This window comes from candidate division Zixibacteria bacterium HGW-Zixibacteria-1 (assembly GCA_002838945.1).
GTDB lineage: Bacteria > Zixibacteria > MSB-5A5 > GN15 > PGXB01 > PGXB01.
This window is the reverse complement of sequence record PGXB01000010.1, coordinates 87,094-100,035: the sequence shown is the minus strand read 5'-3', so window position 1 is coordinate 100,035 and position 12,942 is coordinate 87,094. Positions and strand designations below refer to the sequence as shown.

10 protein-coding genes are annotated in these 12,942 nt (G+C 48.8%); 6 read left to right on the top strand and 4 right to left on the bottom strand.

Going from position 1 to position 12,942, the window contains the following annotated elements:
• Nucleotides 1-26 precede the first annotated feature (26 nt).
• The gene (locus CVT49_05945; GenBank protein PKK83967.1) at nucleotides 27-956 is read right to left on the bottom strand and encodes a hypothetical protein; all 930 of its coding nucleotides are present in this window, start codon (nucleotides 954-956) and stop codon (nucleotides 27-29) included.
• A gap of 741 nt (nucleotides 957-1,697) precedes the next feature.
• On the opposite strand from CVT49_05945, the gene CVT49_05940 reads away from it, so the two are divergent.
• The 6 genes from CVT49_05940 (at nucleotide 1,698) to CVT49_05915 (ending at nucleotide 12,156) form a co-directional block, all read left to right on the top strand.
• A complete protein-coding gene (locus CVT49_05940) occupies nucleotides 1,698-2,801 on the top strand; it encodes a hypothetical protein (GenBank protein PKK83966.1) in 1,104 nt (367 codons plus the stop codon).
• 102 nt (nucleotides 2,802-2,903) lie between these two features.
• Nucleotides 2,904-3,089, top strand: a complete 186-nt coding sequence (locus tag CVT49_05935; protein ID PKK83965.1) for a hypothetical protein — start codon at nucleotides 2,904-2,906, stop codon at nucleotides 3,087-3,089.
• A 3-nt stretch (nucleotides 3,090-3,092) separates the two neighbouring features.
• Nucleotides 3,093-5,687, top strand: coding sequence for a hypothetical protein (locus tag CVT49_05930; GenBank protein PKK83964.1), 2,595 nt, complete (start codon nucleotides 3,093-3,095; stop codon nucleotides 5,685-5,687).
• 518 nt (nucleotides 5,688-6,205) lie between these two features.
• On the top strand, nucleotides 6,206-8,209 hold the full coding sequence (locus tag CVT49_05925; protein PKK83963.1) for a hypothetical protein: 2,004 nt from the start codon (nucleotides 6,206-6,208) through the stop codon (nucleotides 8,207-8,209).
• 11 nt (nucleotides 8,210-8,220) lie between these two features.
• The gene (locus tag CVT49_05920) at nucleotides 8,221-10,992 is read left to right on the top strand and encodes a hypothetical protein (GenBank protein PKK83962.1); all 2,772 of its coding nucleotides are present in this window, start codon (nucleotides 8,221-8,223) and stop codon (nucleotides 10,990-10,992) included.
• A 42-nt stretch (nucleotides 10,993-11,034) separates the two neighbouring features.
• Entirely contained in the window at nucleotides 11,035-12,156 is a 1,122-nt protein-coding gene (locus CVT49_05915) for a hypothetical protein (protein ID PKK83961.1), read from the top strand.
• 13 nt (nucleotides 12,157-12,169) lie between these two features.
• On the opposite strand, the gene CVT49_05910 is transcribed toward CVT49_05915, so the two are convergent.
• Genes CVT49_05910 through CVT49_05900 form a run of 3 tightly spaced genes read right to left on the bottom strand, consistent with a single transcriptional unit; the run spans nucleotide 12,170 to nucleotide 12,931 of the window.
• Complete coding sequence (locus CVT49_05910) at nucleotides 12,170-12,367, bottom strand: hypothetical protein (GenBank protein ID PKK83960.1); 198 nt, start codon at nucleotides 12,365-12,367, stop codon at nucleotides 12,170-12,172.
• Between the two features lie 27 nt (nucleotides 12,368-12,394).
• A complete protein-coding gene (locus CVT49_05905) occupies nucleotides 12,395-12,643 on the bottom strand; it encodes a hypothetical protein (protein ID PKK83959.1) in 249 nt (82 codons plus the stop codon).
• A 33-nt stretch (nucleotides 12,644-12,676) separates the two neighbouring features.
• Nucleotides 12,677-12,931, bottom strand: coding sequence for a hypothetical protein (locus CVT49_05900; GenBank protein PKK83958.1), 255 nt, complete (start codon nucleotides 12,929-12,931; stop codon nucleotides 12,677-12,679).
• Between the last annotated feature and the right edge of the window lie 11 nt (nucleotides 12,932-12,942).

Genomic DNA, 12,942 nt, shown 5'->3' with positions numbered 1-12,942 from the left:
ATGACAATTATTGGCAGAAGTCTTTATTACTTTGCTTCTTTAACTGCCGAATATATCTCACCAAGAATCATCTCCCGAAGGGTCAGGTCATTGTCGGGTTTCGGAAATGTCGTCAGAAGTTCGCCCGATATTTCCTTGAGCCGCGCGACCTCATCCAGGGCCAGGCTTCCTTCATCCATTATCAGACTGGTTTTGGCCGTCAGGGCCTGGATGCCGTCGGTGCCGAAACGGTCATAGGGATAACCGAAAATCTTTTTATACCACCAGTAATAGACCATTCGGTAAAACGGGATGGGCAGTGAACCGCGCCTGTTCTTTAGATTTGTGATCCATCGATTCGGCGTTAAATTCGGCTCGACGGCGATTATCCGGTCAAGCCGCATTTCCTCTTCCGAAGCCAGCATGGCGGCATCAGCGCCGCCGCCAAAACCGACTGCTATCAGCGGTCTGAAGATTCTATCATTGAATTTGAGATTGGTAATCAACTGGTTGAGATCTTCCGCTTCATACCTTCCCGGCGTATGGTATCTTCCGCCCGAAACACCGCCGGCCCGTTGATCATATAGGGCCACAGCCATGCCTGAATCGATAAGCGGTCGAATAAACGGAATCATCGCGGTTCTGTCCTGGCCGGTACCATGAATCAGAATCACCGTGGCGAGCGGCGAAGCAAAAAGGGTGGAATCGGGGTAAAAATAGGCGGCCGCCAGGCGGATATTATCATCGGTGGAAACAGCAAAAGTGTCCGGCCGGAGGCCTTCTTCGACAAAAGCGGCCGGGTTGTTTTCGAGGACGTATTCCGGATCCCCGAAATTTCCGGCATCTGGACGACTGGTCATTTTTCGAACAGTTATCAATGGATATATTATATAGAAGCCGACGAAAAGTATGATCAGGGCCAGAACAACGATTGTCTGGACGGTTTCTTTGGTTTTTTTACTCATTAATTTGGCCATATTTATTCTAATCCCTCAGTTATTGAGCTTTAATAATGGCTAAGGTTACGCATTAATTATGATTATCGCAACCATAATTTTGGACACAGCTTTGAAGCTGAAGGCTTTTGGGAGAAAAATCATCCCGTCTATAAGGCAGGCTTCCTTACGACCAAATTTGTCACAAAAATATTTTTTATCATCATATCGGGTCATTATTGTCAAATTTAGTAATTGCAGCAGTCCGGTAAAATGAACATTATCTTGCCTATTATATGCTTCGTTTTTCACACTAGTCAGAGGGGGGGCGCCGCCTGGCGGCGCTGTGACCGGCCCGGCCGGTTTGGTCGCTTATTTGCTATATAAAGAAATTGTAAAATTATACTGATTTTCTTATTGACAGATAATGACTTTATGTATATATTCAAGTTCGGATGATAGGTGTAATGTCCGCAGAACAACCTTGTTAAAACAATAAGGTGAACAAAATTGGTCTTCTACATACTCTAGAAGTACACTGTCAAATTTACGAAAATCAGCTTTAAGTTGGCGAGGGGGAAGCTGCTTAAAGGAAGCAACTGCACGTTAACTTGATTGATGGATTTAAGCTGCTGAAAAAAAAAGTGAAAAGGCCGATAGGATGGTTAAGACCTCCTTGGCTATTCACTTAGATTGTAACGGTTAAGCTGTAGGTGTTTTGTATAGGCCGGAATAGCTAAGGAAGAGTCGACGAGCTTGGAAATTCAATCAAGGAGGAGGATAATGTCCTTCAGCTTTTTATCCCTTCGGCTGAACAGGCTGGTTCCCATTGCCGTGGCTGTCGCCATGTTTTTTGCGCTTCCAGCCTTCGGGCAGTTTGAAAATCTGCGCGTAAGAGTTGGTGATACCACGGGTACATCGGGACAGCAAAATTCCGTTATTTCGATTTACATGAAGTCCTATGCGGATACCGTGGCCGGTTTTGAATTATGGCTGGTTCTCGACAGACCCGACATAATGGAATTTCAAACCGATACTGCAACGTTTTATGACTCTGCTTTCTGGCGCTGTACCACTTATGCCGCGCCGGGAATTTGTCAGTATTGGATGGATGTGACCGATTCGGTGATAGCTTTCCCGGAGTTGGAAATTGATTACGATTCGGTCGATGTCAACATTTATAGTTTATTAGTTGGAAATCACGACACTACCGGAACCCTATGTTCGGGATGGGAATTCGTTCGTTCCCGGTCCAGCAATTATACCGGGCATGATTTGAAAATAGCGGCTTATGCCAACGAGATTGCGCCGCCATATACACCGGGTATTCCTTATCCGCAAACGACCAACAAGCCTTTAATCAAAATTAGGGCTGATATTTATAATATCCCGGATGATCAGGAAGATCGGACGGTGAATATTATTATTCAGGCGACAAATCTGGACAATTTCAGCTTTTCGGATGAGGCCGGCAACGCCATTGGTGTTATTACTGATACCACCTTTGATACCACCTGGTATCATTGTGATGTTTGGAATGCCTCTTTCGACACCTGTTATTATTTCAGCGAAGTTCAAAATGGGCCCGACGATTCATTCTGGTGTTGCGACACAATCTTGAGCGGCCGTCTCGACAGCGACTATGTTGCCATTTACAACGGTTCTCTTTTTGTTTTGCCTGCCGGTTTGTGCGGCGATATGAATAATAACGGTGCGATCAATATCCTGGATGTGGTTTTTCTGATAAATTACCTGTATAAGGGCGGCGCGGCACCGGAATTGCCGGCTATGTGCGACGTTAATCATTCGGGTGGCATTAATTTGCTGGATGCCACATACCTGATAAATTACCTGTACAAGGGTGGTCCGCCTCCCAATTGCGGTTAACATGAAAATTATACAGCTTTAATAAAAGGCTGACATTAACTGATAAGTTGGAAATTATTTTGAAAAGAAAGAAAGGAGGTGAAACTTTAGAGAGGTAATTCTTTGGACACGCGCTCAGAAGAAAAAGAATTTATACTTCAGATTCTTCTTTTCGAATCTGTCGCTTTTCTCGGGCCTGGTGGCTCTCGCCGGAGAGAACAATTAAAGATTCGGATTCCGAGGGGGAAATTGACTCAAAGGAGTCATTTGAATATGAATTTATTTGTTAACGAAACAAAACAGGAGTAAAAGATGAAACGCGTTTTGTTTGCATTCGTATTCGCTTCGATTATTCTTCTTTCTTTTGGGCTAGCAAACGCGATGACCATCCAGCATGAATTTGGTCCAACTACTGCGATTTGGAACGACGGCGCCGACCATATTAAGGCGGGCGCTACGTTCACCCTTACTCTTTCTTTGGACAATCCGGATGGTTTTGATCGCACCGGTATGAGTATCCCGCTTACATTTTACATGAGCGGTGATGCGACTACCTGGACAACCAACAATCCTGTGGGATTAAACGGCTTTGAAGCCGGCAGTGCCTGGTGGGCCCTGATGAATGAATTCGCGTATTGGGGCTGGAACGGTGCGGTGGCTGACACCGTAAACTGGACCGGTTCCGGTATTGCCGGTATGCCCAATGGCGCTCCAATGGTGCCTCGCTTTATCTTTACTTTCACGGCGCCCGCTCTGGATCCTACCCAGCTCGCTACATTCTGTATCGACAGCTGCAGTATCCCGAATCAGGTTCCTCCGGGAAAGTATGACTGGTTGTTCGAAGATCCAGTCCCGACATTTGGCGGCCCGTATTGCATGACCATCAAGAAGCAGCCGAACGTGAATGCGGAATTTTCCAACTGCCCGACAGTGGAGTTGTCCGCTCAGTTCCATGTTGGCTTCAATTATGATTTCAATGCGACCGATGTGGAAGGCAATCTTCCTCTGAACTTTGCCCTGATTTCCGGTCCCGGCGCGATTGTTGCGACATCCGGTGTCTGGACATTCAATCCTACCTGTGCGCAGGTCGGTTCCCATGATGTCGTCGTCGGCGTCCAGGATACCGAGCACAGTGATTTCACGGAATGTGCTTTCACGGTTAATGTTCTGGATACACCACCGGTTATTGGCGGCGGATGCGGTTCGGTACTGACCGTGGGTACTGGCGCGACCAAGACCCTGCAGTTTACCGCTACCGATGCCAACCTGGGTGATACCAAAGCCTGGACCGTCGAATCAATAGTTGGTCCCGGTACTTTTGGGGGTTCAGTAACTGTTAATAACAGTGGTCTTGTAACTGCTTCGCCGGTAACCGATGATGATGGTGACTGGACCGTCACCGTTCGTGTGACTGACTGTGCCGGTCAATTCTCAGAGTGCACCTTTACACTCCGTGTCATCAGTGAAGTTCCGTTCAAGATCGTCATCGAGAAGATCCATGGTCAGCTCCAGGGTCATCATGCTTATGTCGATGTCACCGTCGAAGAAGGTTCCGAGAACCTGCTCGGCTTTGACATGCTGATCGGCTATGATCCTTCCGTGCTGGCGTTTGTTGGCGCGATCCCCGGCGCTATCTTTGATATTCCGGGCGCCAATGAATGGGAATACTTCACCTATCGTTACAACTATAACGGCAACTGCGGCAATGGCTGCCCGAGCGGCCTGCTCCGTGTCGTCGGTATGGCTGAATACAACGATGGTCCGCACAATCCGACCATTATGGTTCTTCCGGGCGGGACAGTCCTGTTCACCCTCGACTTCCTGGTCTCGAATAACTATAATGTCGCCGGCATGTTCGCTCCGGTGAATTTCTTCTGGATGGATTGTGGCGACAACGCCATAGCTTTCAACTACAGATCGTCCAGTCCGCTTGAAGTCACCACCGGTTTGTCACTGGGTGTCTTCTGGTACAACGGCAATCCTTATATTGAAGTCACCAATCCGCTGTACGGATTCCCGACTTATTTCGGCGCTCAGGAAGAATGCTTCGTGAATCCGCTTCCTGACAAGCCGGTACCGGCTGATTTCGTATACTTCTATGGCGGCGGCGTTGATATTATCTCAACGGATGAGATCGATGCCCGCGGCGACGTCAACTTGAACGGCGTTGCCAACGAAATCGCGGACGCGGTTGTGTTCACCAACTACTTCATCTATGGCCCCGCTGCCTTCACAGTCAACTATGAAGGTCAGAAGGCTGCGACTGAGATCAATGGCGACGGTATCGCTCTGACGGTTGCCGACCTCGTTTATCTCATTCGTGTCATCGTTGGTGATGCCCTTCCGCTGCCGAAAGAAAACCCAAACATCGTCCTGAACGCTGTTGCCGATGGCCACAGTGTTGTGCTCAACAGTGAAGTCGGCGCCGCCTACTTCGTGTTGGCCGGCGATGTCCCGGTGACTCTGGGTAGTGGCGCTGCCGGTATGGAGCTGGCGACCGGAATGATCGATGGTAACACCGTCGCTCTGGTTTACAGCTTTGAAAAAGGCATGACTGCCTCCGGTAATGTCATCAATACCAACGGCGAGCTCATTTCGGTTGAAGCTGCCGACTACAATGGTATTGGCTACACAGCTAAGATACTTCCGGCCAATTTCAGCCTGAAGAACTATCCTAACCCGTTCAACCCGGCTACCACCATTGAGATGTCTCTGCCGCTTGCCGCCGACTGGTCGATCGACGTTTATAACGTCCTTGGTCAGAAGGTTGCGAACTACAGTGGCACCAGTGAAGCCGGTATTGTGACTGTCGAATTCGACGGCTCACAGGTCGGATCAGGTGTATTCTTCTATCGTGCTCAGGCCGGTGCTTTCTCGGCTACAGAGAAGATGGTAATGCTGAAGTAAACGGCATTAATTTTCTTCGCGGGGAGGGGTAACCCTCCCTGCGGGGAATAAATAAGAGAGGGAGATAAAATTTTTGAGGGATCGATAAGAGTAAAGATTTTCGAATTACTTGGGAAAGAGTTTAATGGCCCTTAAAACCTTAAGAGATATGATACCAGGGAGGTACCGGGGCTTTTTTGTTCTGGCACGGATAGCCAGCATTTTTATTTGCATCAGTTTGCATCAAAATAGCAAAGTCTGTAACAAGTTTTCAAGATTACCCGCCATACTAAACCTTACAACAACAGGCTTTCTTTCAGGGGATGAGTATTGAGTATAAGTTAATTGCGCGCAAAATGTTTGCATGGATTGTAAAGCGTTGTTTGATAAGGGATTATAAGATTTTATAGGAGATTGCGGAAGAGCAGTTGGGGCAGCTGACCCAGCTTGGGCCGGTGACGGAGCCGCGTCTTAAATTGACCGGTTATTGGTCTGCTAATTGCTCAAAGAGATAGCGGATAATTCTGCTTCGAGAAAATATGTTTTATAGAATAGTAACTATTATCATAATCCTGCTCATAATCGGCTTGGGGGCCATGGTGTTACCGTCTTTGGCGGTAGCCGGAAGCGCCGTTCCCGAGTTTAAGCCGATATCGCGCCAGTATGTTCTTGAGGGTAATAGGCTTCAACTGGCTGTCGAAGCTGTTGATAGTGATGGTGATCCGCTTTCGCTGGGCACTTTGACCCGTCCCGCCGGCGCCTCGTTTGCCGATCATGGAGATGGAACCGGCGTTTTAATATGGCAGACCGATTTCGGCGGCCCGAATTCATCCGAGGGCTCGCCTTATGCCCTGACATTCTGGGCCGGCGACGGCCAGAATACCGCCGTTTTGCAGACGGAAGTGATTGTAATAAATCGTAATAGAAATCCTGTTATAACATCACCCGGGACCGTGACCATTAATTCGGGCGAAGAACTGGCTTTTGATGTTTCCGGTTACGATCCCGACCTGGATCCGGTCAACTGGATGATACTTGACGCTCCCGGCGGCGTGGAATTTCTCGGCGGCAATCCCGGAACATTTACCTGGAAAACGGCTTTTTCCGACTCCGGCTTTTATGATGTTAAGGTTTGTCTGGTCGATCAGTTTGGCGCTGCCGATACCGCCACGGTGGCCCTGAATGTCCTATCGACGGATGTTTACAGTCTGGCGCTTGACACCATTTCGGTTTATCCGGGTGAATATGCGACGGCACATTTGATGTTTGATAATCTTGAGGCAATTTCCGGATTTAACATTCTTTTCAATTATGATGTCAGCGTTCTGACACTGTCCTCAATCACGAAAACCGGGACCAGGTCGGGAGGTTTTGAGTATTTTACATATAAGCTGAATAATCGCGGCATCTTCGGGGATGTCCTTCTGACCGGTATCGCCGATCTTGAAGGGGGCGTGGCTGGAACCGATATTCAGCCCGGTTCAGGGCCGCTGGCGGCGATGCAATTTTACGTCAGTAATAATCTACAGTATGCCGGTCTTTCAATTCCTTTGATATTTGTTTTTCGCGATCCGATCGAGCAAAATGACAACTCTTTGACCAATGAACTCGGTGATAAAATAATTCCGAATCAGATCACTTTTACCCGCGGTTATATCAAAATTAAGTCGACTTCTCTCAACAGTCTGGGGGATATCAACCTCAATGGCGTCCCTTATGAGATCGGCGATGTTATTTATTTTACGAATTATTTTATTAATCCGACCCTGGTGCCGTTGTCACCGGCTCAGTGGCTCAATTCGGATGTCAACCGGGACGGCCATGGCGGAACGATCGCCGATCTGGTCTATTTGCTTAACGTTATTGTGAATGCGGGGATGGGCAGTCCCAAAATTTCGCCCTTTGACGGGATTGTGCGTATCGGCATTGACAATAATGAAGGCTATTACCGCCTTATTTATGATTCCCCGGAGAATCTGGGTGGATTGGCCATTACTTTGCAGGGAGATAATAAGTTAGATATTGAAACAGTTATCAGGTCGCAATTTGAAATGTCCGGAATGACAGTGAAGTCGGCCGTGGAGGGCAATCTCATCAGGTTTTTGATTTACAGTGATGAAGGTGAGATTATGCCGTCCGGCCGGCATGAGTTTATCGAGGTTGTGAATCATTCCGGTTTCACGATAAAAGATATTCAACTTTCGACGGTTGACGGGTACATCATGAAATCGAGTCTCGAAAATAATTCGGATGCTTTCCTTCCCGAGTCTTTCACTCTTTATCAGAATTATCCCAATCCGTTCAATCCGTCGACAGAAATAAGATTCGACCTTACACAGGCCGCTTCGGTGCGCTTGACCGTTTATAATATTCTTGGTCAGGAAATCCGGAGCCTTGTCGATCAGATTCTTCCCGCGGGCCGACATGTTGCCGTATGGGACGCCCGTGATGATCAGGGGCAGGCAGTCGCCAGCGGGATATATTTTTACAGTCTGGACAGCGATATATTTTCAGCCAGGAAAAAAATGTTACTTCTTAAGTGAGGTATTGATATATGAACAGGGAAAAAATATTCAAAAATGATAATACCGAGAGGTGGGTAATGCGATTTGTCAAAATCCCGCTATTACTGTCAATGATGATTTTGCTGATGCCTATATATGGCAATTCACAGGTCAATGAACCGGTCTTTAATGATCCCAATTATACCGTCATTGTCGGCGGCTTTCAGGCCTTGCCGGGCGATACGGTCCTGATGCCGATAATAATCAAGAACTATGATACGACTCACGTGGTGACGGACCCGGTGACCAGTGAGGAGCTCGCCGCTGACGGTTCGCTGGGCGGTTTTATACTTAGATTCGAGCTAAATACGGAAGCCGCTTGGACACCCACCAACCCGCTGCTTGTCCCGGTTGTTGATCAAGCCGCCGTCCTCCCTTCCGGCGATACGGCCGTTTACTATTTCCAGTTTGAGATGGTGGGTCGTGGTATTAAAATGGGGCTGTTTCCATTGCCGGGGCAGCTTCCGGATACGATTTATAGTCATATTAATGTCAAGAATGATCCGCCTGAGGCCCGAAGTTCCGATGTCATGTATATTCAATTTTTGCCGACGGCGCCTGATCCCCTGAAATATTCAAACTGGCCGCTATTGCCGTCTTCGGCTACTCAGGATGTTATCATGTATATTCCGATGGTGGTCAATCCCAATGCTGTTCTTGATCAAACGACGTGGGTTACACCGAAAAATAACCAGTATGACGCGACCGACCCGGTCTGCCAATTCTCCGACAGCACCGGTCTTCTCTATATTGAGCCGATGAAAACCCGGGGACTTTTCCGGGTGGCGCCCAAAATTAATCATGCTCCGGTTCTGGCGATTTCTCCGGATACTTATAATGTTACGCCCGGTACCGCGGTCAATTTCACGGTCAACGGCAGCGACATCGACGGTGATATGATCTATTTGACCGCCACCAACCTGCCCGCGGGCGCAAGTTTTTCGTCCGCTTCGGGTGCGGGCGCGGTCTCTCGCCAGTTCAGCTGGGTACCGAGCGCTAACGGCACTTATACCGCAACATTTCAGCTGACCGACAGTATCGCGGCGCCGGTGACCAAGTCGGTGACGATTACTGTTTCAGGCACCAGCACAAACAATGCTCCTATCGTGACGGTTTCGCAGTCAAGTTATGAAATTATGCAGGGCGAATTGCTGGCCTTCACGGTTAGCGCTACTGATCCCGACGGCCAGAGTCTTTGTCTTGCCGCCATTGGTACTCTTCCGGCGGGCGCGAGCGTATCTCCTGCAAATCCCTGCGGAGTCGGGCCGATTACAACCACTTTCAGTTGGACCCCAAATTTCAGCCAGAAGGGGTCATTCAATATCACTTTCAGAGGCACTGATATTTTGAATGCTACCGGTGAAAAGACAGTAACCGTTGTAGTAAAAGAGCTTGATCAGGATCGACTCTTTACGTCATCGGTCAAGAGTCCCAACAACTGGCCTGTGGGTGGTATTCCAGGGACAACTCCTATCGTAATGCCGATTGATCTTGTCACGTCACGAACCGTTTATGGCCTTAATTTTGACATGCAATTTCCACTTTCTATTGTCGAATTGGATTCCGTTAACGTAACGGATCGAATTCCTGAATACATTGTCTATGCTCTCGGTCAGACACCGGATGTCATGAGGATCATTACTTTTGGTCTGGCCAGCGAGCCGGTTGCCGATGGCTCCTCGCAGGCGATATTGAACGCCTATTTTTCCATGGATTCATCGGCCACGCCCGGCGATTACTGGGTGCATTTCTTCGACGCCTGGGAGTCAATCAGCCCGAGCTATCAGGATTCATCGCTGGCTCTCAAGGTCGATTCCGGAATTATTCAGGTTGATCGGCTTGGGGATGTTAACCTCGAAGGACGTATTGACGTCGCCGATCTGACCGCTATTGTGGCCCACATTTTGGAACTGAATATCCTCCCGAAACGTAACTTCGACTGTGCCAACATCATACAGGATACGATCGTTAATGTCATCGATTTGGTTGGTATCATTAATATGATACTCGGTATTCCGGTCGAATCAACCCCGTCGCCGGTGTCCTATGATGGCGTTTATGCCACTGTTGATATGGATTACGACAATCTGATGGCCGGTAAATTTACGACTCTGAATGTTCGCGGGGAATTTCCTGATGATGTCGCCGGAATCGAATTGCGGGTCGATTATGACCCCCATGCCATCGATCTGCTGAAGCCGGAACTGGCCTTCACGGACAAAAAATTCACATTGATATCCAATGACAATCTTAATGGTCGTCTGAAAATTGTCATGTATAACAGCTTCGACCTGGCCAACCCCGAATCATTAATACCGGCCGGAGCCTCTGATATTATCAGCATCCCGGCCGTCGCAAAGCAGGATATTCAGGCCAACGATAAGTCGAAAATCAAAATTTCACAGGTCTTTTTGTCGACCGCCAAAGCCACGGAAATACCGACTGAACCTGATAATCCGCCGATTCTTCCGACCACTTTCGAACTATATCAGAATTACCCCAATCCGTTCAATCCGGCGACCAGAATCGATTTCGAAATCGGTCTTAATGGAATTGCCATGGAAAAAGTGAAATTAAATGTCTATAACATCCTTGGCCAACAGGTTAAGACGCTGGTAAATGAAGAAATGTCGGCCGGACGACATACAGTGATTTGGGATGCGACCGATAACTATGGAAAGCGCGTCGCAACCGGAATTTATCTATACAGACTCGAGGTCGGAGACAGAGCCGAGTCCAAAAAGATGCTCTTACTGAAATAGACCGGAGGACTGGCAATGAATACAAGAGGAAGTATAAGAGGTATGAATATAAGGATTCTAATATACATCGCGGCAATGGCCGTCTTTTTATCAGGTTCGGCCATGGCCCAGGCCAATCAACCACCGGTATTAAATGCGATTGGAAATCGATCGGTTGATGAAGGCGTTAATCTTAATATTAGCGTCTCCGCAACTGACACCGAAGGCATCCCGACCATAACAACCTCGGCACTCCCGACCGGTGCGACATTCACAAGTACCGGAACCGGCACCGAGACCTTCGACTGGACACCTGATTTCACTCAGGCCGGGCCATATACTGTTACATTTTATGCCACGGATGATTCTTCATCCGTTGACTCCGAAGTCGTCTCAATCACCGTCAACCAGGTCAATTTAGTACCGGTTTTGGCTTCGATTGGCTCGAAGAACACCAATGAAGGCGTCAATCTGAATTTCAGTGTTTCGGCGACCGATGCCGATGGCACGACCCCGATTATAACAACCTCGGCGCTCCCGACCGGCGCGACGTTCACATCGACCGGGACCGGCACCGAGACTTTCGACTGGACGCCTGATTTCACACAGGCCGGGCCATATACGGTGACATTTTATGCCACGGATGATTCTTCGGCGGTTGATTCCGAAGTTGTGACGATAACAGTCAATCAGGTTAATTTAGTACCGGTTCTGGCTTCGATCGGCGCGAAAAACACCAATGAAGGTGTCAATCTGAATTTCAGTGTTTCAGCGACTGATGCCGATGGTACTACCCCGATTATAACAACCTCGGCGCTCCCAACCGGCGCGACGTTCACCTCGACCGGGACCGGCACCGAGACATTCGACTGGACGCCTGATTTCACTCAGGCCGGGCCATATACGGTGACTTTCTATGCGACTGATGATTCTTCGGCGGTTGATTCCGAAGTTGTCTCAATCACGGTCAACCAGGTTAATTTAGTACCGGTTCTGGCTTCGATCGGCTCGAAGAGCACCGATGAAGGTGTCAATCTGAACTTTAGTGTTTCGGCGCGACGTTCACGTCAACCGGGACCGGCACCGAGACATTCGACTGGACGCCTGATTTCACTCAGGCCGGGCCATATACAGTTACTTTCTATGCGACTGATGACTCTTCAGCCGTTGATTCCGAAGTTGTAACCATTACAGTTGGTCAGATCAATCTGACACCCGTCCTGGCTTCGATCGGTTCAAAGAGCACCGATGAAGGTGTCAATCTGAACTTCAGTGTCTCGGCGACCGATGCCGACGGCACCACTCCGATAATAACAACCTCGGCCCTCCCGACCGGTGCGACATTCACAAGTACCGGAACCGGCACCGAGACATTCGACTGGACACCCAACTTCACGCAGTCCGGGCCATATACAGTTACATTTTACGCGACTGATGATTCTTCATCCGTTGACTCCGAAGTTGTATCGATAACGGTCAACCAGGTCAATCTGACACCGGTTCTGGCAGCTATCGGCGCAAAGAACATCAATGAAGGCGTCAATCTGAATTTCAGTGTTTCGGCGACTGATGCCGACGGCACGACACCGATTATAACAACCTCGGCGCTCCCGACCGGCGCGACTTTCACGAGTACCGGAACCGGCACCGAAACTTTCGACTGGACACCCAACTTTACCCAGTCCGGGCCATATACAGTTACTTTCTATGCGACTGATGATTCTTCGGCGGTTGATTCCGAAGTCGTCTCAATCACGGTCAACCAGGTTAATTTAATACCCGTCCTGGCTTCGATCGGTTCAAAGAGCACCGATGAAGGCGTCAATCTGAATTTCACCGTATCAGCGACCGATGCCGACGGCACGACCCCGATAATAACAACCTCGGCGCTCCCGACCGGCGCGACGTTCACGTCAACCGGAACCGGCACCGAGACATTCGACTGGACGCCCGGCTTCACGCAAGCCGGTC

Coding starts and splice junctions, on each gene's coding strand:
- CVT49_05945 (PKK83967.1), bottom strand. CDS start 956: ATGGCCAAATTAATGAGTAAAAAAACCAAAGAAACCGTCCAGACAATC.
- CVT49_05940 (PKK83966.1), top strand. CDS start 1,698: ATGTCCTTCAGCTTTTTATCCCTTCGGCTGAACAGGCTGGTTCCCATT.
- CVT49_05930 (PKK83964.1), top strand. CDS start 3,093: ATGAAACGCGTTTTGTTTGCATTCGTATTCGCTTCGATTATTCTTCTT.
- CVT49_05925 (PKK83963.1), top strand. CDS start 6,206: ATGTTTTATAGAATAGTAACTATTATCATAATCCTGCTCATAATCGGC.
- CVT49_05920 (PKK83962.1), top strand. CDS start 8,221: ATGAACAGGGAAAAAATATTCAAAAATGATAATACCGAGAGGTGGGTA.
- CVT49_05915 (PKK83961.1), top strand. CDS start 11,035: ATGAATATAAGGATTCTAATATACATCGCGGCAATGGCCGTCTTTTTA.